Source organism: Streptomyces sp. NPDC000594 (genome assembly GCF_040299965.1).
In the GTDB taxonomy this organism is placed as follows: domain Bacteria; phylum Actinomycetota; class Actinomycetes; order Streptomycetales; family Streptomycetaceae; genus Streptomyces.
On record NZ_JBEPCY010000014.1, the window covers coordinates 81686 to 101394 of the forward strand.

The 19709-nt window shown below is 73.4% G+C and carries 14 protein-coding genes, 1 pseudogene and 1 riboswitch; of the genes and pseudogenes, 5 read left to right on the forward strand and 10 right to left on the reverse strand.

Annotation, left to right across the window (positions count from 1 at the left end; genetic code table 11):
• Positions 1 to 24: 24 nt before the first annotated feature.
• Positions 25 to 498 (forward strand): ATP-binding protein, encoded by a 474-nt coding sequence (locus tag ABT354_RS20670; protein WP_351495973.1) that lies wholly within the window; start codon positions 25 to 27, stop codon positions 496 to 498.
• A 33-nt stretch (positions 499 to 531) separates the two neighbouring features.
• Here the strand turns inward: ABT354_RS20670 and ABT354_RS20675 are convergent, their stop codons facing one another.
• Positions 532 to 2169 (reverse strand): SDR family oxidoreductase, encoded by a 1638-nt coding sequence (locus ABT354_RS20675; RefSeq protein ID WP_351495807.1) that lies wholly within the window; start codon positions 2167 to 2169, stop codon positions 532 to 534.
• Positions 2170 to 2396: 227 nt separating this feature from the next.
• On the opposite strand from ABT354_RS20675, the gene ABT354_RS20680 reads away from it, so the two are divergent.
• Positions 2397 to 3209 (forward strand): class I SAM-dependent methyltransferase, encoded by an 813-nt coding sequence (locus ABT354_RS20680; protein WP_351495810.1) that lies wholly within the window; start codon positions 2397 to 2399, stop codon positions 3207 to 3209.
• Between the two features lie 67 nt (positions 3210 to 3276).
• On the opposite strand, the gene ABT354_RS20685 is transcribed toward ABT354_RS20680, so the two are convergent.
• Positions 3277 to 4110 carry a sulfurtransferase gene (locus ABT354_RS20685; protein ID WP_351495812.1) on the reverse strand — a complete coding sequence of 278 codons (834 nt, stop codon included), beginning with the start codon at positions 4108 to 4110 and terminating at the stop codon, positions 3277 to 3279.
• A gap of 373 nt (positions 4111 to 4483) precedes the next feature.
• Between ABT354_RS20685 and ABT354_RS20690 the strand changes: the two genes are divergently transcribed.
• On the forward strand, positions 4484 to 5317 hold the full coding sequence (locus ABT354_RS20690; RefSeq protein WP_351495814.1) for a VOC family protein: 834 nt from the start codon (positions 4484 to 4486) through the stop codon (positions 5315 to 5317).
• Between the two features lie 52 nt (positions 5318 to 5369).
• Here the strand turns inward: ABT354_RS20690 and ABT354_RS20695 are convergent.
• The 4 genes and pseudogenes from ABT354_RS20695 to ABT354_RS20710 form a co-directional block, all read right to left on the reverse strand.
• Positions 5370 to 6005 (reverse strand): annotated as a pseudogene (locus ABT354_RS20695) (thymidine kinase); the annotation flags it as partial.
• 51 nt (positions 6006 to 6056) lie between these two features.
• Entirely contained in the window at positions 6057 to 7259 is a 1203-nt protein-coding gene (locus ABT354_RS20700; protein WP_351495818.1) for an alkaline phosphatase family protein, read from the reverse strand.
• Positions 7259 to 7861, reverse strand: a complete 603-nt coding sequence (locus ABT354_RS20705; protein ID WP_351495821.1) for a DUF5998 family protein — start codon at positions 7859 to 7861, stop codon at positions 7259 to 7261. The genes ABT354_RS20700 and ABT354_RS20705 overlap by 1 nt, the downstream gene beginning before the upstream one ends.
• A 46-nt stretch (positions 7862 to 7907) precedes the next feature.
• Positions 7908 to 10988, reverse strand: a complete 3081-nt coding sequence (locus ABT354_RS20710) for a GNAT family N-acetyltransferase (protein ID WP_351495823.1) — start codon at positions 10986 to 10988, stop codon at positions 7908 to 7910.
• A 230-nt stretch (positions 10989 to 11218) separates the two neighbouring features.
• Here ABT354_RS20710 and ABT354_RS20715 point away from each other — a divergent pair, with 230 nt between their 5' ends.
• A complete protein-coding gene (locus ABT354_RS20715) occupies positions 11219 to 11500 on the forward strand; it encodes an HPr family phosphocarrier protein (protein WP_351495825.1) in 282 nt (93 codons plus the stop codon).
• Between the two features lie 344 nt (positions 11501 to 11844).
• Here the strand turns inward: ABT354_RS20715 and ABT354_RS20720 are convergent, their stop codons facing one another.
• The 4 genes from ABT354_RS20720 to ABT354_RS20735 all read right to left on the reverse strand — a co-directional run bounded on the left by ABT354_RS20720 (position 11845) and on the right by ABT354_RS20735 (position 16727).
• On the reverse strand, positions 11845 to 12534 hold the full coding sequence (locus ABT354_RS20720; RefSeq protein ID WP_351495827.1) for a GntR family transcriptional regulator: 690 nt from the start codon (positions 12532 to 12534) through the stop codon (positions 11845 to 11847).
• A gap of 224 nt (positions 12535 to 12758) precedes the next feature.
• A complete protein-coding gene (locus ABT354_RS20725; protein ID WP_351495829.1) occupies positions 12759 to 13547 on the reverse strand; it encodes a M23 family metallopeptidase in 789 nt (262 codons plus the stop codon).
• 13 nt (positions 13548 to 13560) lie between these two features.
• Positions 13561 to 13723: riboswitch (cyclic di-AMP (ydaO/yuaA leader) on the reverse strand.
• 230 nt (positions 13724 to 13953) lie between these two features.
• On the reverse strand, positions 13954 to 15321 hold the full coding sequence (locus ABT354_RS20730) for a M16 family metallopeptidase (RefSeq protein WP_351495975.1): 1368 nt from the start codon (positions 15319 to 15321) through the stop codon (positions 13954 to 13956).
• A 23-nt stretch (positions 15322 to 15344) separates the two neighbouring features.
• A complete protein-coding gene (locus tag ABT354_RS20735; RefSeq protein ID WP_351495977.1) occupies positions 15345 to 16727 on the reverse strand; it encodes a M16 family metallopeptidase in 1383 nt (460 codons plus the stop codon).
• A gap of 343 nt (positions 16728 to 17070) precedes the next feature.
• Between ABT354_RS20735 and ABT354_RS20740 the strand changes: the two genes are divergently transcribed.
• A complete protein-coding gene (locus ABT354_RS20740) occupies positions 17071 to 19518 on the forward strand; it encodes a DNA gyrase/topoisomerase IV subunit A (RefSeq protein WP_351495831.1) in 2448 nt (815 codons plus the stop codon).
• Positions 19519 to 19709: the final 191 nt, after the last annotated feature.

The following is a 19709-nucleotide window of genomic DNA, read 5'->3' on the forward strand; positions in this document are numbered from 1 at the left end:
TCGACCACGGGGTGTGTGACGGACATGAATGGGACAGGGCTGGCCGAGCGACGGGGCATCCGGACGGAGGACTCCGTTCCGTGGGCCGCCGTCTGCTACGACGGGGATCCGGGGAGCATCGCCGCCGCCCGGCGCTTCACCGGGGAGTTCCTCGCCCGGATGGGCGGCACGACCGGAACGGGCCCGGTGCCGGCCCAGGCCGTGGAGATGGCGCGGCTGATCGTCAGCGAGCTGGTCACCAACGCGTGCAAATACGCCCCGGGCCCCTGCCTGCTGGAGCTGGAGCTGGCCGACGGCCTGCTGGAGATCGGGGTACGGGACGCCAATCCCGCGCTCCCGGTCCTGGCACCGCCGCAGCCGGACCGGGTGGGACGGCACGGCCTGGAGATCGTCCTGGCCCTCAGCGAGAGCTTCCACGCCCGGCGCGAACCGGTGGGCAAGCGGGTCCTGGCCCGGCTCTCCCTCGCCTCCGACGGCACCGACGACCCCGAGGTCTGACCGCCGTCCCCGGGGACGCCCCGGAGGCGGGCGTCAGACGGTCTCCCCGCGCCGGACCGCCTCCCGGGTGATGTTGCGGGCCATCCCGCCGAAGACCACCGCATGGAACGGGGACACACTCCACCAGTAGGCGTGCCCCAGCAGCCCCCGGGGATGGAAGAGCGCCCGCTGCCGATAGCGGGTCCGGCCCCGCTCGTCCCGGTCGGCGTACAGCTCCAGCCAGGCGAGACCCGGCAGCCGCATCTCGGCGCGCAGCCGCAGCAGCCGGCCCGGTTCGATCTCCTCCACCCGCCAGAAGTCGAGTGAGTCGCCGACCCTCAGCCGCTGGGCGTCCCGGCGTCCGCGCCGCAGCCCGACCCCGCCGAGGAACCGGTCCAGCCAGCCCCGTACCGCCCAGCCGAGGGAGAAGGAGTACCAGCCGTTGTCGCCGCCGATGCCCTCGATCACCTGCCAGAGGGCCCGGGGCGAGGCGTCGACGGTCCGCTCCCGCCGGTCGGTGTAGAGGCTGCCGCCCGCCCAGTCGGGGTCGGTGGGCAGCGGGTCGCTCGGCGCTCCCGGGATCCCGGCGGAGGACCAGCGGGTGACCACATTGGCCTCCCGGATCCGTCGCAGGGTGAGGGTGAGCGACTCCTGGAAGGAGAGCGGGCGGCCCGGCTCGTCGGGGGCGTAGCGGGCGATGTCGTGTTCCCGGCAGACCACTTCGTACCGCAGCGACTCGGTGAGCGGCCGGGCGACGGAGTGGGGTACGGGGGTGATCAGCCCGACCCAGTGGCTGGAGAGCCGGGGGGTGAGCACCGGTACGGGGACGATCAGCCGCCGGGGCAGCCCGGCGACGGCGGCGTACCCCCGCATCATGTCGCGGTAGGTGAGCACATCGGCGCCGCCGATGTCGAAGGCGCGGTTGACGTCGGGGGGCATGGTGGCCGACGCGAGGAGATAGCGGAGCACGTCCCGGACCCCGATCGGCTGGACCCGGGTGCGGACCCAGCTGGGGGTGACCATCACCGGCAGTCGTTCGGTGAGATAGCGCAGCATCTCGAAGGAGGCGGAGCCGGAGCCGATGATCACGGCGGCGCGCAGCACCGTGGCGGGTACGGGGCCGTCCAGGAGGATCCGGCCGACCTCGGCGCGGGAGCGCAAATGGGGTGAGAGCCGCTGGTCGGGCACGTCGGCGGGGGTGAGTCCGCCGAGGTAGACGATGCGGCCGACCCCGGCGGCGCGGGCCTCGTCGGCGAAGATCCGGGCGGCCTCGCGGTCGGTGCGTTCGAAGTCCCGGCCGGCGCCGAGGGAGTGGACGAGGTAGTACGCGACATCGACGCCGGTGAGCGCGGCCCGTACGGAGGCACGGTCGAGGACGTCGCCCCGTACCGTCTCCACCGCCCCGGCCCAGGGGAGGTCGCGCAGTTTCTCCGGGGTACGGGCGAGGGTGCGCACCCGGTGGCCGGTGGCGAGCAGCTCGGGGACGAGGCGCCCGCCGATATAGCCCGTGGCCCCGGTGACCAGGCAGGTCAGCCGGGGTGCCGCCCCGGGGGCCGCGGAATCGGATCCGGGCGCGATATCGGATCCGGGCGGAGTGCCGGGGCCGGCCGGGGAGTCGGGTCCGGGCGGCGGAGTGCCGGGGCCGGGGCCGTCCGGGGTGTCCCGTGGGGGGTCCGGTGTCCGCTCCGTCATCGCCTCAGCATCTCCTCGGCTCCGTACCCATCCGTACCCATCCGTACCGTCCGCACCACCCGCCGGGACAGCGGCGGCCCGGCACGGTCAGGGGTCTCCTGCTCCTCATCCTCCGGGATACTCCCCCGGCGTGCGCGGGGAGTATCCCGGAGAATGAACGGTGGGGTGATCCTTCCCGTGCAGGTGCTCGTGCGGTCCCCCGGGCCGCGACAGGGAGGTGTACGGCGGTGACGGTGCTCCCGTCCCCCGGCAGCCAGGCGGAGTCCTGGCTGGCCGAGGAGTATGTCCAGGTCAACGCGGATCAGGTCCAGGGGGCACTGGCCGCCCTCGATCTGGTGCCCGAACTGCTCACGGCGGGCGGCCGGCTGGCCGACGTCGGCTGCGGTACGGGGGAGGTGGCGGTGGCGATGGCCCGGCGCGGGCTGCGGGTGGACGCCTCGGATGTCTCCCCGTCGATGGTGGCGGCGACCCGGCGGCTGGCCGGCGCGCTGCCGGTGACCGCCGTCGTCCAGGACGCCGGTGAACTGGAGCTGGAGCCGGGGGCGTTCACCGTGGTCCACTCGTCCTGGGTGCTGCACTGGGTGGCGCGGGGTCCCCGGGCGGTACGGACGATGGCGCGGGCGGTGCGGCCGGGCGGGGCGCTGGTGCTCCAGTACTGCCACAGCCAGCCCGCCTCCGAAGGGCTCCAGATGGCGGGGCTCTACCAGGAGGTGGCGAACCGTCCGCGCTGGCGGGAGCGGCTGGCGGGGATCCCCTTCGCCCATCGGCAGCATCCGCTGACGGAGGTGGTGGCGGCCATCGAGGAGGAGGGTCTGGAGGTCGTGCATCGCGGGACGGACGCCTTCGCCCCGCCCCGGGAGGGGCCGCCGGACCTGGAGCGGGCCCGGCGGCAGGTGCGGCTCACCGGCTTCGCGACGCATGCGCGGGCGCTGGGCGGCGAGATGCACGACTTCGTGGACGAGCTGATCGCCGAGGCGCACCGGTCCGGGCGGGGGGATCCCCGTGCGGCACGGATCGTCGCCCGCCGCCGGAAGGGGTAGCCCCGCCCGCCGACGGCTCCGGCATCCGGCATCCGGAGGCTCCCGTACCGGCACAGGTATCCGGGGATCAGCCCGGCTGGGGGCCCGTCGCCACCGGACGCGCGGGGTCACGGGACCAGGCGGACCAGGAGCCCGCGTAGAGCGCCGGGGTGAAGCCCGCGAGTTCCAGGGCCACCGCCTGCTGTGCCGCGGAGACCCCGGAGCCGCAGTAGACCCCGACCTCCCCGGGCACCGCCCCGAGCGCGGTGAACCGCTCGCGCAGCGCCCCGGGTGCGAGGAAGCGGCCGTCCTGGTCGAGGTTCTCGTCCGTGGGAGCGCTGACCGCGCCCGGGATGTGCCCGGCGACGGCGTCGATCGGCTCGGTCTCGCCCCGGTAGCGCTCCCCCGCCCGGGCGTCCAGGAGCAGCCCGGTGCGGGCCAGTTCGGCGGCGGTGTCGGCGGTGAGCAGCGGCAGCGCGCCCGGCGCCGGGGTGAAGTCGCCCCCGGCCACCACCGGGCTGCCGCTCTCCAGCGGTCCGTCCCAGGCACCGAGCCCGCCGTCGAGGACGCGGACGTTCCGGTGGCCGGCCCAGCGCAGCAGCCACCAGGCGCGGGCCGCGCCCCAGCCCTTGTCGGCGTCGTACACGATCACGGCGCGATCTCCCGAGACCCCCGCCCGGCGCATGGCCGCGCCGAAGTCCTCCGGGTCCGGCAGGGGGTGCCGGCCGCCGGGGCCGGGGGGTGCGGCCAGTTCCGCGTCCAGGTCGACGAAGACCGCGCCGGGGATGTGTCCGGCCTCGTACGCGGGCCTGCCGTGCGGTCCGCCGAGCCGGTAGCGGACATCCAGCAGAACGGGCGGGACGGTCCGGGCGAGCGCGTCGGCCAGCTCGGCGGCGGAGATGATCGGGCTGATGGCGTTCATGGCCCCATCCTCGCCCACATCCTGCCGGGGGCGGGCCGGTACACCGGGCCCGCCGCCCTGGGGCGGGCCGGTACGCAGGGCACGCCGCCTGGGCGCGGTCCGGTACGCAGGGCACGCCGTCTGGGCGCGGTCCGGTACGCCGGGCCCGTCCCCGTGAATGGATCACATCCCTCCCCCTGTGCGGATCACGCCCGGCACCATGAAGAAGGCATCACTGGCAGGGAACCCGCCAAAAACGGCGCGGCCGGGGCGCGCGGGACGGCGGAGGCATGGAAACATGCGCTCGGGGCGCACGGCCCGTACCGTCCGTACGGCTGCCCGCGCATCCCGTCCCCCCGCACGGCCACCACAATGGTCCGAGGAGAGAGTGACGATGACCGAGGCGACTCGGCACACCCCCGGCACGCCCTGCTGGGCGAGCCTGATGGTGCACCGCCTGGATACGATCCAGTCCTTCTACCACGAGCTGTTCGGCTGGGACTTCAGCCCCGGTCCGCAGCCGCTCGGCCCCTATGTCCGCGCCCGGCTCGGCGGCAAGGATGTCGCGGGTCTCGGGCAGCTTCCCGTCGAGCGGGAGGCCCCGATGGCCTGGACACCGTATCTGGCGACCGATGACACCGATGCCTGCGCGGTGGCGGCGCGGTCCAGCGGGGGCACGGTGGCGGTCGGCCCGCTGGACGCGGGTGACGCGGGACGGCTGGCGATCGTGGCCGACCCGGTGGGCGCGATCTTCGGGATGTGGCAGCGGGCGGCGCTCGCCGGGACCGCGGTGCGCGGCACCCATGGCACCCCGGTCTGGCATGAACTGCTGACCGTGGAGACGGTGGTGGTACGGAAGTTCTACGAGACGGTCTTCGGCTACGGGGCGGAGGAGTCACGGGCGGAGGGCACGGACCGGGTCACCCTGCGGCTGGACGGACGGCCGGTGGCGGCGCTGCACGGGCTGGGCAGGCTGCCCCGTTCCCAGGGAAGCCACTGGATGATCTTCTTCGAGGTCGATGACACCGACCGGGCGGCTCAGCGCGTGGGCGAGCTGGGCGGACGGGTGGTGGAGCCGCCCCACGACGGGCCGCGCGGACGGACGGCGACGGTGGCGGACCCGGAGGGCGCGGTGTTCAGGATCGTACGGTCCCCGCGGCCAGCGCCGTCCGGGCCGGACTCCGGTCCGCGGGCCGATCACCGTTCCGATCCGCAGACCGGTCCATAGGCCGATCACCGTTCCGGGCCGGGCTCCCGGCCGTAGCCGGGGCGCTGTCGTCCACCGGGAGGACATCGGGTGAGAGGGCCGCCGCCCGTGCGCTGGCGGCGGTCATCCGCCGTCGGTGGTGGCGGCGGCAGAGCACCTCGTACCCCACCTCGTCTCCCGCGTTGACATCGCCGACGACGACCTGGGCGCCCTCGACGACCATCAGACCGCCGACCGTACGGGCGTTGTGGGTGGCGCGGGCGCCGCACCAGCAGAGGGCCTCGACCTGGAGCACCTCGATCCGGTCGGCGAGTTCCACCAGCCGCTGGGACCCGGGGAAGAGCTTGGAGCGGAAGTCGGTGGTGATACCGAAGGCGAAGACATCCAGACCGAGGTCGTCCACCACCCGGGCCAGCTGGTCTATCTGGTCCGGGGCGAAGAACTGGGCCTCGTCGGCGATGACGTAGTCGCACCGCCCGCCCTGGGAGAGCCGGTCCACGAGATGGGCGTAGAGATCGAAGCCCTCCCCCGCCTCGACGGCGTCGGTGACCAGCCCGAGCCGGGAGGAGAGCTTGCCCTCGCCCGCGCGGTCCTGGCGGGTGAAGATGACGCCCTGGAGGCCCCGGGCCGAGCGGTTGTGCTCGATCTGCAACGCGAGGGTGCTTTTCCCGCAGTCCATCGTTCCGGAGAAGAACACCAGCTCGGGCATGGGGGGTTGACACCTTTCCAAGGGTCGGGGGGTGAAAGGGGGGAGTGGGGGTTACGAGCGCACTTCGAGCAGCGGGACCAGCTGCTCGACCGCGGTCATGGAGCCGTGCAGACCGACCATCGCGGACTCGTGCCGCTCCGAGGAGGAGGCGATGATCGCCACATCGTCGCAGGCGGCGGCGATCACATCGCCGATCCTGCCGTGGACCCGCTCGTCCACGGAGGGGCCGAACCAGCCGGCGGAGATCGCCTCGTCCCGGCCGGCCACCCAGAAGCGGTCGCCCAGCACCTCGCGCCAGACGGCCAGGACATCGGCGGCGGCGCCGGGGACGGCGTAGACATGCCGGGCCCGGCCCTCACCGCCGAGGAGCGCCACCCCCGCCCGCAGCTCCCAGTCCTCGTCGAAGTCGATCCGGGACTCGTCGCCGAAGGGGATGTCGATCATGCCGTGGTCGGCGGTGATGTAGAGCGCGGCACGGGGCGGCAGCTGCTCGGCGAGCCGCTGGGCCAGCCGGTCGACATACATCAGCTGTCCACGCCAGGCGTCCGAGTCGACACCGAAACGGTGCCCCGCGCCGTCCACCTCGCTGTAGTACGTATAGACGAGGGAGCGATCGGCGGCGCCGAGCTGCTCCGCCGCGAGATCCATGCGCTCCTCGCCGCTGAGGCGCCCCAGAAACGTTCCGCCGCTGAGGGCGATCCGGGTCAGGGGGGTGTGCTCGAAGAGCGGCGACGAGACCTGTGCGGTGTGCACCCCGGCCTCATGGGCGAGCTGGAAGACGGTGGGGTACGGCTGCCACAGATGCGGATCGGTCCAGGGGCGCCAGCGCAGCTGGTTCATCAGCTCCCCGGTGTCCGGGTCACGGACGGTGTACCCGGCGAGCCCATGGGCGCCGGGGGTGCGGCCGGTGCCGACGGAGGCGAGCGAGGTGGCCGTGGTGGCCGGGAATCCCGCGGTGATCGGCCGGCCGGTGCCACCGCGCGAGGTGGCGAGGAGCGAGCTGAGATAGGGCGCCTCGTCCGGGTGGCTCCTGATCTGCTCCCAGCCGAGGCCGTCGATCAGGAAGACGCAGTTCCGGTCGGCGGGCGTCAGCTCGGGCAGCAGCGGATCGAACCCCTGGACACCCTGCCCGGCGGCGAGGGTCGGCAGCAGATCGGCGAGCGAGCCCCGGCCGTACGCGGGTACGGGGGCGCTGCCCAGCGCGAGCGGTTCCGGTTCGTCCGGCCAGGCGGACGCGGTCATGGGCTGGACCATCAGCGGTTCGAGGCCGGGGTGGCCGTCGCCGCGGTGGCCTCGGAGAGCGCCTGGGCGAAGACCAGGGTCTGCCGGACGGTGTCCGGGCCGTCGCCGGCCTCGCTGACCCGCAGGCTCAGATCGTCGGCGGTGGAGCTGCCGGTGTAGCCGTGGTCGGCCTCGCAGTTCGGGTCGCCGCAGGCGGCGGGCTCCAGGTCGAGCCGGGAGACGGCACCCCAGCCGATGGTGAGGACGACCTCACGGGGCAGGGTCCCGGGGGTGTACGCCTCGGGGTTGGCCACCACCCGGCTGACCACGACGGAGGAGATCCGGTCCAGCTTCACCGATTCGGTGGAGGTGGTGGCGTACGGCGTCGGGGAGCTGGAGTCGGCGGCCTGCTCATCCGTGTGGCTGACGATGAAACGGGTGCCGGTCAGCACGAGGACGGTGACATGGCGGCGCACCTCGTTGGCGTCGAACGTGGTCTCCTGGTGCACCAGGTACGACGAGATCTGCTCCCCGCCGACAGCGGCCTCCACCGCCTCGGCCACCAGAGCCGGGTAGTAGCCGCTGCGCTCGATCGCCGCGCGCAGCCCCTGGGTCGTCGTACCGGTCTTCGCCATGCGGTCCATCCTACGGGGCCCGAGGGGCGCCGGGCGCTCACATCGGTCAGTAGCTCGGGAGGCGGCGCGGCCCCAGGTCAGTGAAGGTCGCGGGTGGGGCGAGCCGTACGGAGGCACCGAGCACGGAGAGTCCCCGCTGCGCCACGACGACGGGTTCAAGACTGATGGAGACCACTTCCGGGTGATCGTCCACCAGTCGTGATACCCGCAGGAGCAGCTCTTCGAGCGCCGGGGTGTCGACGGGTGCCGAGCCCCGCCAGCCGAAGAGCAGGGGGGCGGTACGGATGCCCCGGACCAGTTCGGCGGCGTCCCGGTCGGTCGCGGGGACCAGACGGTGGGAGGTGTCGCCGAGCAGCTCGGAGGCGGCTCCGGCGAGCCCGAAGGAGAGCACGGCGCCGACGGCGGGGTCGATGACGGCGCGGACGACGGTGTCCACGCCCCGGGGGGCCATGGACTGGACGACGGGGCGCAGCTCGGCGGGGTGGCCGAGCTGGTCGGTCAGTTCGCGGTAGGCCAGCCGCAGCTGGGGCTCGTCGGCGAGGTCGAGCCGGACGCCGCCGAGGTCGGGGCGGTGGCGCAGATGGGGGGCGGTGGTCTTGAGGGCGACGGGGTAGCCGAGGCGGCGGGCGGCCGAGACGGCCTCGTCGGGGTCGGGGGCGGGGAGCGCGGTCCGTACGGGGATGCCGTAGTGGGCGAGGAGGGCATGGGCGTCGGTGGCGGGGAGGGTGCCGCTGTCGCCGTCGGTGAGGAGCCGCTCGATCAGGGCGGCGGCGCCGGTCTCGTCGATGTCCTCGTACTCGGGGACCTTGCCGGGGTCGGCGGCCTGGCGGCGCCAGCGGGCGTAGCGCACGGCCTGGGAGAGGGCGCGGACGGCGCGGTCGGGGGCGGGGTAGGCGGGGATCCGGGCGCGGTCGGGGGCGGGGTCGGGGGCGGGGTCCGCCGGTACGCCGGTGGTACCGGTGGTGCCGGTGGTACCGGTGGCCTCGGTGTTTTCTGTGGTCCTTGTGATCTCTGGGGTCGCAGAGGTCCCCGTGAGTCCCTGGGGCTCGGGGGCCTCAGGGGTCGTTCTGGAGGTTTCCGTGGCCCCGGGGGCCCCAGGTGCCTCGTGCGCCCCGAGGGTTCCCGGGCTGGCAGGGCTGGTGGGAGTGGCGGTCGGTACGGTCGCCGGGCCCGGCTCCGGTGCGGGCGCGGATTCCGGCGGGGGCGCGGTGGCCCGTACCGCCGCGAGTGCCTCCGCCAGGCCGCCCAGCTCCACATGGACCACCGCCACGGGCTTGGCGCGGCCCGTGCCCGCCCGCGTACCCGCCGTCCCTGTCGCCGCCCCTGGCCCCGTCTCCGCGACCGCCGCGCGCAGCGCCCGCGCCAGGACCTCGCCGTCGCCCGACTCCGTACCGCCGTGGTCACCGACCCAGGGGATCGCGGTCACCACAACAGCGTCGCACCCCTCGTCGGCGAGGGCCCGGCTCAGCGCGGCCCGGAAGTCCGCCGGGGTGGCCTCGGTGGTCAGATCCAGCGGCGGCTGCGGACGCAGCCCCTCCGCCAGACAGGCGTCATAGGTGAGCAGCCCCAGCGACTCGGAGTTGCCGAGGATCGCCACCCTCGGCCCGGCGGGCAGCGGCTGCCCGGCGAGCAGCACCCCCGCGTCGATCAGCTCGGTGACCGTGTCGACCCGGATCACACCCGCCTGCCGCAGCAGCGCCCCGACCGCCGCGTCCGGGATACGGGTGACCGGCACCGCGTGCCCCGGCGGCTCGCTCCCGCTGTGCCGGGCGCCCTTGACCACGACGACCGGCTTCACCGCGGCGGTGCGCCGAGCGAGCCGGGTGAACTTGCGCGGGTTGCCGATGGACTCCAGATAGAGCAGGGCCACATCGGTGTCGGGGTCGTCGTACCAGTACTGGAGGAAGTCGTTGCCGGAGACATCGGCGCGGTTGCCGGAGGAGATGAAGGAGGAGAGCCCGGCGCCCCGGCGGTGCAGCTCCGACAGGAGGGCGATACCGATCGCCCCGGACTGGGTGAAGAGGCCGATCCGTCCCCGGGCGGGCGAGCGGGGGGCGAGCGAGGCGTTGAGGCGTACCGTTTCCGCGGTGCTGATGATCCCGAACGAGTTGGGGCCGATGATGCGCATCCCGTACGAGCGGGCCCGGCGGACGAGTTCCCGCTGGCGCAGCCGGCCGTCGACGCCGCTCTCGGCGTATCCGGCGGAGAGCACGACCAGTCCGCGCACCCCGTGTTCACCGCAGTCCGTGACCACCTCGGGCACCCGCTCGGCGGGCACCGCGACCACGGCGAGATCCACCGTGGAGCCGGTCGCGGCGGCGATCTCGGCCACGGAGCGGAAGGCGGGCACCCCCTCCACCTCGGGCCAGCCGTCGGGGAACGCCCGGTTCACCGCGTAGAGGCGGCCGGTGTAGCCGGAGTCACGGAGGTTGCGCAGGACGGTACGGCCCAGATTGCCGGAGGTGCGTCCGGTGCCGATGACGGCCACCGAACCGGGTGCGAGCAGCCGCTGGACGGAGCGGGCCTCGGCCCGCTGCTCCCGGGCGCGCTGGACGGCGAGGGACTTCTCGGTGGGCTCCAGGTCCAGGGTGAGATGGACGGAGCCGTCCTCGAAGCTGCGCTTCTGGGTGTAGCCGGCATCCCGGAACACCTTGATCATCTTGCTGTTGGCGGGCAGCACCTCGGCCGCGAACCGCCGGATATCGCGCTCCCGGGCGACGGCCGCGATGTGTTCGAGGAGGGCGGAGGCGACGCCGCGCCCCTGGTGCGCGTCCTGCACCAGGAAGGCGACCTCCCCCTGGTCGGCGGGGGCGGAGGCGGGCCGTCCGCGCTCGTCGATACGGTCGTAGCGGACGGTCGCGATGATCTCCCCGCCCACCGTCACGGCGAGCCCCACCCGGTCCACGTAGTCGTGATGGGTGAAGCGGTGGACGTCCTTGGCGGTGAGCCGGGGGTACGGGGCGAAGAAGCGGTAGTACTTCGACTCGTCCGAGACCTGTTCATAGAAGCTGACCAGCCGCCCGGCGTCGTCGGGGGTGATCGGCCGGATGCGCGCGGTGCCGCCGTCGCGCAGCACCACATCGGCCTCCCAGTGGTCGGGATAGGTCTGTTCCGGCCGGGTCCGCATGGCGAAAGAGTACGGCGCGACCGGCGGTCACGGAGTCCCGAGGAGGGTGATCGCCGGGTGGACGGGGAAGAAAGGACGAGGTCGGGACGGTCGGCCCCGGGGAGCGGGGCCGGGTGGCGGCGGCCCGGGGCCGGGCGGCGCGTCCGCCGGGCGCGCGGGGCGGGACGGGGAGCGTCCCGTACCGTGGCACACTGGTCTAGACAACCCATTTCCCCCCGAAGGACACCACCATGGCTGAGCGCCGCGTCACCGTCGGCTGGGCCGAGGGCCTGCACGCCCGACCCGCCTCTCTCTTCGTCCGTGCCGCCGCCGCGTCCGGCGTCCCCGTGACGATCGCCAAGGCCGACGGCAACCCGGTCAACGCCGCCTCCATGCTCGCGGTGCTCGGGCTGGGCGCCCGGGGCGGCGAGGAGATCGTGCTGACCTCGGACGCCGAGGGTGCGGACGGTGCGCTGGACCGGCTGGCCAAGCTGGTCGCGGAGGGCCTGGAGGAGCTGCCGGAGACGGTCTGACCGCCGGCCGCGCGGCCCGGGGTCTCCCGGGCCCGGTCCCGGTGCCGGTTCTCCCCCCCACCCGGCACCGGAGCGCCCCCGTCCGGCGCTCCCCCGGCCCGTACCCACGGGCCGCACCCCCGGCCCGTTCCGACGGGCCTCGTAGACGGCCGCCCTCAGGGGCCGGCGGAACAAGCCGCGGACTCTTCCCCCGACCAAGGAGAGCCCGCGGCTTTTCGCATGTGCCGGGCCGCCGGTGGCCGCGGCTTCCCGCCCCCGCCGCCCCCGGCGCCGGGCTCAGGCACTCAAGCACTCAAGCACTCAAGCAAGCAGGCACCCGGGGGCTCAGCGGGGCTCACCCGGGTTCAGCGGGGGGCCGTCGCCAGCCGGGGCGGACGGCGGTACGGGCGGTGCGGCGGGCCCGGTGGCTGGGGCAGCCGCAGCCGGTGCGCCCGGGCGCCGCGCTCGGCATGGAGCGCGGTCAGCTCCCGCGCCCGCTCCGCGTCGCCGCGCACCACCGCGTCCAGGATCGCCCCGTGCTCCGCCCAGCACACCGCCGGCTCGGCCGGCTGCTCCACGGCGTACATCCACGCGATCTTGTGCCGCAACTGCGTGAGCAGCGCGATCAGCCCCGGGCTGGCCGACGCCTGGGCCAGCGTCTGATGGAACCAGCCGCCCAGCGCCCGCAGATCCTCGCCCTGGTCCCGGCGGACCCGCTCCTGCCCCAGCCGTACCAGCCCGCGCAGCACCCGCAGATGCGCCTCGGTGCGCCGCCGGGCCGCCCGGGCCGCGCCCAGTGGCTCCAGCAGCATCCGCGCCTCCAGCAGATCGGCCGCCTCCTGCGCGGTGGGCTCGGCGACCCGGGTCCCGGCATGCCGGCGGATCACCACGAACCCCTCGGCCTCCAGGGTGCGCAGGGCCTCACGGACCGGGATGCGGGAGACCCCGTACCGGCGGGCGAGCTGTTCCTCGGTGAGCCGGCCGCCGCGCGGGAAGACCCCGGAGACGATGTCGTCGCGGATCGCCGTGCAGACCGAGTGCGCCGGGACGCGCATGACCGAACCTCCGCTGGGATCCGCTGCACTCCCCCGGGGTCGTCGGGCACCCCGGGTGCGCGGCCCGTGTGCCGCGCGCCCGGCGACTCTATTGCAGCGGACCGCCCTTCCCCGTGGAGCCGGGTGCGAAGCCGCTCTCTTCCGGCCAGTACGCCGAGAGCCCCCGGCACTGGGTGGATTCCAGGCGCCGGGGGCTCTCGGTGAGACTTCTGGGGGGCGGGGTGTCAGATGCCGACCCCATGGGAGCGCAGATAGGCGACGGGGTCCACATCGGAGCCGTACTCGGCGCCGCTGCGGGCCTCGAAGTGGAGGTGCGCGCCGGTGGAGTTGCCGGTGGAGCCCGCGAGGCCGATCTGCTGACCCGGCATCACGCTCTGTCCGGCGGTGACCTGGACGGCCAGCAGATGGCCGTACTGGGTGTACGAGCCGTCGTTCATCCGGATCACGACATTGTTGCCGTAGGCGCCGCCCCAGCCGGCCTCGACCACGGTGCCCGCGCCCACGGAGACCACGGCGGTGCCCTCGGAGGCGTGGAAGTCGATGCCGGAGTGGCTGCCGGAGGACCAGTAGGCGCCGCCGGTCTGGTAGCCGGTGGAGACATGGGACCCGGCCACCGGTGAGGTGTAGGTCTTCATCAGCCGCTCGCGCTCGGCCTCACGGGCGGCGCGCTCACGCTCCTCACGGGCTTCCCGCTCACGGGCCTCGGCCTTGCGGCGGGCCTCCTTGACGGCCTCCTCGCGGGCGATGGCCTCGCGCTTCTGGGTGAGGGCCTGGTCGTTGACCTCGTCGGCGAGGGAGTCGGCCTCCGCGTCGGCGGCCAGGATCATGAAGGTGCCGGTGTCCTCGGCGGTGGCGGGCGCCTTGGAGACGTCGTCCGCCACGGCGAAGGCCGGGGTGGCGAGGGCGCCGCAGACCCCTGTGGTGGCGAGCGTGGCGGCACCGGCGATGCTCGCGCCGCGGCGCTTCGCACGGCTCGGGGCACGGTGTTTCCCGGTGGAGCGGGTCAACGCCATGTAGAGGCTGATCCTTTCCTTCCTTCTCGCCTACCGGGTTAGCTGACGGGTTCGGAGCAGGAAGGTCTCCTACGGGCCCCTCCGCACGGAGCGAAGGCGTCCGATTCACCCCTGGGGACGGTGGGTCCCCGGCTCCCCCGGGCTCACACCCATGGGGGATTCGGCGATGACTGTCCGTGCCGCGGATGCGGCGTACAGCAGGCGAACAGCCGCACTGACGCTACGGGCGGCGCCTTCGGTTCGCCAAACAGACGGCGGATTTTGTTGGGTATGCCACACCACAGACAGGCGAGTTCCCCATGACATTCCCTCAAAAGCGGACAGACGCCACGAAAAATGACCGGAGCCCTGGTGGGAGTGGACACCAGGGCTCCGGCCGGCCCGATCGGGCCTTCCCGGGGGAAGGTCAGCCGGTCACCACGGTGACCTCGCCGATGCCCAGGGCCTTGACGGGCTCCACGATCTGCGCCGCGTCCCCGACGAGCACCGTGACCAGCCGGTCCACCGGGAAGGCGCTGACCACGGCGGCGGTCGCCTCCACGGTGCCGGTCGCGGCGAGCCGTGCGTACAGGGTGGCCTGGTAGTCGTCGGGCAGATGCTGCTCGACCTGGTCCGCCAGGGTGCCCGCGACGGCCGCCGCGGTCTCGAACTTCAGCGGTGCGACACCGACGAGGTTCTGTACGGCGGTGTCCCGCTCGGCGTCGGTCAGCCCTTCGGCCGCCAGCACCCGCAGCACCTGCCACAGATCCGCCAGGGCCGGACCGGTGTTGGGCGTGTCCACCGAGCCGCTGATGGCGAGCAGCGAGGCGCCCGTGCCGTCCGGCGCGGACCGCAGCACCTGGCCGAAGGCGCGGACGCCGTAGGTGTAGCCCTTCTCCTCGCGCAGCACCCGGTCGAGCCGGGAGGTGAGGGTGCCGCCGAGGCAGTACGAGCCCAGCACCTGCGCCGCCCAGACCCGGTCGTGCCGGTCCGGCCCGATCCGGCCGATGAGCAGCTGGGTCTGGACCGCCCCGGGACGGTCGACGACGACCACCCGGCCGGTGTCGTCCGCGGTGGTCGGCGGTACGGGGCGGGGGTCGCGGGAGTCGCCCGTCCACTCGCCCAGGGTCTCGGCGAGCACGGCGTCCAGGTCGACACCGGTCAGATCGCCGACGACGACCGCGGTGGCGGTGGCGGGGCGGACATGGGCCTCGAAGAAGGCGCGTACGCCCGCCGCGTCGATCCGGGCGACGGTCTCCTCGGTGCCCTGCCGGGGCCGCGACATCCGGTGCGTGGCCGGGAACAGCTCCCGGAACAGCTCCTTGGCGGCGCGGCGGGAGGGGTTGGCCAGCTCATGGGGGATCTCGTCCAGCCGGTTGCGCACCAGCCGCTCGATCTCCCCGTCGAGGAAGGCGGGGGCCCGCAGCGCCTCGGCGACCAGGCCGAGCGCCTTGGCCAGCCGGGAGACCGGGACCTCCAGGGAGACCCGCACACCCGGGTGGTCGGCATGGGCGTCGAGGGTCGCGCCGCACCGCTCCAGCTCGGCGGCGAACTCCTCGGCGGAGCGCTTGTCGGTGCCCTCGGAGAGCGCCCGGGACATGATCGTGGCGATGCCGTCAAGGCCCTCCGGCTCCGCGTCGAGCGGGGCGTCGACCAGGATGTCGACGGCCACCACCTGCTGACCGGGGCGGTGGCAGCGGAGCACGGTCAGCCCGTTGTCGAGGCCGCCGCGCTCGGGCGCGGGGAAGGCCCAGGGGCTCGGCTGCCCCGCCTCGGGCCGGGGGTGGAAGTCCATGGTGGTCAGCGGCTCGGCGTCGGTCACTGGCCCGCCCCTTCTGCGTGCTCGGTGGTCGCGTCGTTCTGGTCGTTCGCGTCGTTCCCGGTGGCGGCGTCGGCGGCGTCGGCGGCCAGCGGCTCGTACACCAGCACCGCGCGGTTGTCGGGGCGCAGCCGGGCGGCGGCGACGGCCCGCACCTCGTCGGCGGTGACATCGAGGATGCGGTCGACGGCGGTCAGCGCGAGCTGGGGGTCGCCGAAGAGGACCGCGTACCGGCAGAGTTCGTCGGCGCGGCCGGCGACGGTGGAGAGCCGGTCCAGCCACTCCCGCTCCAGCTGGGCCTGGGCGCGCTCCAGCTCCTCGGGGGTCGGACCGTCCTCGGCGAACCGGGCCAGCTCGTCGTCGACGGCGGACTCGATCCGCTCCACCTCGACACCGGTGGAGGTCTTCACATCCAGCCAGCCCAGCGAGGGCGCGCCGGCCAGCCGCAGCAGGCCGAACCCGGCGGCGACGGCCGTCTGGTCGCGGCGGACCAGGCGGTTGTGCAGCCGGGACGACTCACCGCCGCCGAGGACGGTCAGCGCCAGATCGACGGCGTCGCACTCACGGGTGCCGTCGTGCGGCAGCCGGTAGGCGGCCATCAGCGCACGGGCGGGCACCTCCTCCTCGACCACCTCGCGCAGCTGCTCGCCGATGGTGTCCGGCAGGGAGCCGTCCCGGGGCTGCGGCTTGCCGTCGTGGCCCGGGATGGAGCCGAAGTACTTCTCGATCCAGGCGAGGGTGGCCCCGGGGTCGATGTCGCCGACGACCGACAGCACCGCGTTGTTCGGCGCGTAGTAGGTACGGAAGAACGCGCGGGCGTCCTCCAGCGTCGCGGCGTCCAGATCGGCCATGGACCCGATGGGGGTGTGGTGGTACGGGTGGCCCTCGGGGTACGCGAGGGCGGTGAGCTTCTCGAACGCGGTGCCGTACGGGACGTTGTCGTACCGCTGGCGGCGCTCGTTCTTGACCACGTCGCGCTGGTTCTCCATCGACTCGTCGTCGAGGGCGGCCAGCAGGGAGCCCATGCGGTCGGCCTCCAGCCAGAGCGCCAGCTCCAGCTGGTGGGCGGGCATGGTCTCGAAGTAATTGGTGCGCTCGAAACTGGTGGTGCCGTTGAGGGAGCCGCCGGCCCCCTGCACCAGTTCGAAGTGGCCGTTGCCCTTGACCTGGTGCGAGCCCTGGAACATCAGGTGCTCGAAGAGGTGGGCGAGGCCGGTACGGTCCTTGACCTCATGGCGGGATCCGACGTCGTACCAGAGGCAGACCGCGGCGACCGGGGTCAGGTGGTCCTCGGAGAGCACCACACGCAGGCCGTTGGCCAGCCGGTGCTCCGTCGCTGTCAGGCCGCCCGAACCGGCCTGAGCTGTGGCCGTGTGACCCATGGGCATGTACGTCCCTTCGATCGCGATGCTGTTGGGTGTTGTTTTCCCAGCGATGCCACTGTATGCAAGCGGAGCGACACCTGGCGAAGTGCTTACCGCGCGCTCCCCTCTTCCGCGCTCCCTTCCGCCCGGCGGTCCGTGCCGGGCTCCCGCGGGGCCCGCCGGCGGGCCCGTGACAGGTGGGAATCCGGTACGGAGCGGGTGCGTCCGGCGGGGTGACCAGCGGTGGGTACGGTGGGCGGGCCGGTGTCGTTCACCGGGTCGCGGTCGGTGATGTCAGTGCGACAGTCCACAATGGGCGGCGACAGTTCCCGATCCGGTCCGTGAAGGAGCAGCAGCCGCGATGGCCCGCCGCAGCACGAAATCCCCGCAGCCCGATTTCGAGGAGAAGATCCTCGACATCGACGTCGTCGACGAGATGCAGGGCTCCTTCCTCGAATACGCCTATTCGGTGATCTACTCCCGCGCCCTCCCGGACGCCAGGGACGGGATGAAGCCGGTACAGCGCCGCATCGTCTATCAGATGAACGAGATGGGGCTGCGCCCGGACCGGGGCTATGTGAAGTGCGCCCGGGTCGTCGGCGAGGTCATGGGCAAGCTGCATCCGCACGGCGACGCCTCGATCTACGACGCCCTGGTGCGCATGGCCCAGCCGTTCTCCATGCGGGTGCCGCTGGTCGACGGCCATGGCAACTTCGGTTCGCTGGGCAATGACGACCCGCCCGCCGCGATGCGGTACACCGAGTGCCGGATGGCGGACGCCACCTCGCTGATGACCGAGTCCATCGACGAGGACACGGTGGACTTCAGCCCGAACTACGACGGGCAGGAGCGGGAGCCGGTGGCGCTCCCCGCCGCCTATCCGAACCTCCTGGTGAACGGCTCGTCGGGCATCGCGGTCGGTATGGCGACCAATATGCCGCCGCACAATCTGGGCGAGGTCATCGCCGCCGCCCGGCATCTGATCCGCTACCCGGGCGCGGATCTGGAGACCCTGATGCGGTTCATCCCCGGTCCCGATCTGCCCACGGGCGGACGGATCGTGGGGCTCGCGGGCATCAAGGACGCCTATGCCACCGGGCGCGGCACCTTCAAGATCCGTGCCACCGCCACGGTGGAGAGCGTGACCGCCCGCCGCAAGGGCATCATCGTCACCGAGCTGCCGTTCTCGGTGGGCCCGGAGAAGGTGATCTCCAAGATCAAGGATCTGGTCGGGTCGAAGAAGCTCCAGGGCATCGCCGATGTCAAGGACCTCACCGACCGCGCCCATGGGCTGCGCCTGGTCATCGAGATCAAGAACGGCTTCGTCCCGGAGGCGGTGCTGGAGCAGCTCTACAAGCTGACCCCGATGGAGGAGTCCTTCGGGATCAACAATGTGGCGCTGGTGGACGGCCAGCCGCTCACCCTGGGGCTGCGGGAGCTGCTGGAGGTCTATCTGGACCACCGCTTCACCGTGGTGCGGCGGCGCAGCGAGTTCCGGCGCGGCAAGCGCAACGACCGTCTCCACCTGGTCGAGGGGCTGCTGGTCGCGCTGATCGACATCGATGAGGTGATCCGCCTCATCCGCTCCAGCGAGAATTCGGCGCAGGCCAAGCAGCGGCTGATCGAGCGGTTCGGTCTCTCCGACATCCAGACCCAGTACATCCTGGACACCCCGCTGCGGCGGCTGACCAAGTTCGACCGGATCGAGCTGGAGAGCGAGCGCGACCGGCTGACCGAGGAGATCGAGGCGCTGACGCGGATCCTGGACTCCGACGCCGAGCTGCGCAAGCTGGTCTCGGGCGAACTGGCGTCGGTGGCGAAGAAGTTCGGCACCGAGCGCCGCACGGTGCTGCTGGAGTCGGGGGCGGTCCCGGCCCCCGCGGTCTCCCTGGAGGTGGCGGACGACCCCTGCCGGGTGCTGCTCTCCTCGACCGGTCTGCTGGCGCGCACGGCCACCGGTGAGCCCCTGCCGGAGCCGGGCGAGCGGCGGGCCAAGCACGATCTGATCGTCTCCTCGGTGCTGTCGAGCGCCCGGAGCGACATCGGCGCGGTCACCTCGGCGGGCCGGCTGCTGCGGCTCTCCGTGATCGATCTGCCGCAGCTGCCGCAGACGGCCACCGCGCCCACCCTCTCCGGCGGGGCGCCCCTGTCGGAGTTCCTGACGCTGGAGGCGGACGAGAGCCTGGTCTGTCTGACCACGCTGGACGAGTCCTCGCCGGGGCTGGCGCTGGGCACCCTCCAGGGTGTGGTCAAGCGGGTGGTGCCCGACTATCCGGCGAACAAGGACGAGCTGGAGGTCTTCAGCCTCAAGGACGGCGACCGGATCATCGGCGGGTCCGAGCTGCGCACGGGCGACGAGGATCTGGTCTTCATCACCTCGGACGCGCAGCTGCTGCGGTATCCGGCCGGGCAGGTCCGGCCGCAGGGCCGGGCGGCGGGCGGTATGGCCGGGGTGAAGCTGGCGGACGGGTCGCGGGTGCTGTCGTTCACGGCGGTCGACCCGGCGGCGGACGCGGTGGTCTTCACGGCCGCCGGCTCGGCGAACGCGCTGGACGACTCGGCGACCTCGGTGAAGCTGACCCCCTTCGACCAGTATCCGCGCAAGGGCCGGGCCACCGGAGGGGTGCGCTGCCAGCGGTTCCTGAAGGGTGAGGATGTGCTGGTGCTCGCCTGGGCGGGCGAGGCGCCCGCCCGCGCGGCGCAGAAGAACGGCACACCGGCCACACTGCCGGAGCCGGACCCGCGCCGGGACGGCTCGGGCATCGTGCCCGAGTCGGCGGTCGCGGTGCTGGCGGGCCCGCCGCGCTGATCCGGGGCCCTGCCGTGGCCCCGGCGGAGCCCTGCCGGGGCCGCTGGGCGGACGGATGACAGCGGGCCGGGAGCGAGGTCGTCACCTCGCTCCCGGCCCGCTCTGTCCTTGAAGGGCTCCGGCGCTCAGGGCGGCCGGGGCCTGGGGCTCAAGGCCGCCGGGGCCTCAGGGCCGGGCTCGGCCGCTCAGGG

Bases quoted from the DNA above. Each gene is read 5' to 3' on its own strand.
- ABT354_RS20730 (WP_351495975.1), bottom strand. From the start codon at position 15,321: ATGGACTTCCACCCCCGGCCCGAGGCGGGGCAGCCGAGCCCCTGGGCC.
- ABT354_RS20675 (WP_351495807.1), bottom strand. From the start codon at position 2,169: ATGACGGAGCGGACACCGGACCCCCCACGGGACACCCCGGACGGCCCC.
- ABT354_RS20685 (WP_351495812.1), bottom strand. From the start codon at position 4,110: ATGAACGCCATCAGCCCGATCATCTCCGCCGCCGAGCTGGCCGACGCG.
- ABT354_RS20710 (WP_351495823.1), bottom strand. From the start codon at position 10,988: ATGCGGACCCGGCCGGAACAGACCTATCCCGACCACTGGGAGGCCGAT.
- ABT354_RS20735 (WP_351495977.1), bottom strand. From the start codon at position 16,727: ATGGGTCACACGGCCACAGCTCAGGCCGGTTCGGGCGGCCTGACAGCG.
- ABT354_RS20740 (WP_351495831.1), top strand. From the start codon at position 17,071: ATGGCCCGCCGCAGCACGAAATCCCCGCAGCCCGATTTCGAGGAGAAG.
- ABT354_RS20715 (WP_351495825.1), top strand. From the start codon at position 11,219: ATGGCTGAGCGCCGCGTCACCGTCGGCTGGGCCGAGGGCCTGCACGCC.
- ABT354_RS20705 (WP_351495821.1), bottom strand. From the start codon at position 7,861: ATGGCGAAGACCGGTACGACGACCCAGGGGCTGCGCGCGGCGATCGAG.
- ABT354_RS20720 (WP_351495827.1), bottom strand. From the start codon at position 12,534: ATGCGCGTCCCGGCGCACTCGGTCTGCACGGCGATCCGCGACGACATC.
- ABT354_RS20725 (WP_351495829.1), bottom strand. From the start codon at position 13,547: ATGGCGTTGACCCGCTCCACCGGGAAACACCGTGCCCCGAGCCGTGCG.
- ABT354_RS20700 (WP_351495818.1), bottom strand. From the start codon at position 7,259: ATGGTCCAGCCCATGACCGCGTCCGCCTGGCCGGACGAACCGGAACCG.
- ABT354_RS20670 (WP_351495973.1), top strand. From the start codon at position 25: ATGAATGGGACAGGGCTGGCCGAGCGACGGGGCATCCGGACGGAGGAC.
- ABT354_RS20690 (WP_351495814.1), top strand. From the start codon at position 4,484: ATGACCGAGGCGACTCGGCACACCCCCGGCACGCCCTGCTGGGCGAGC.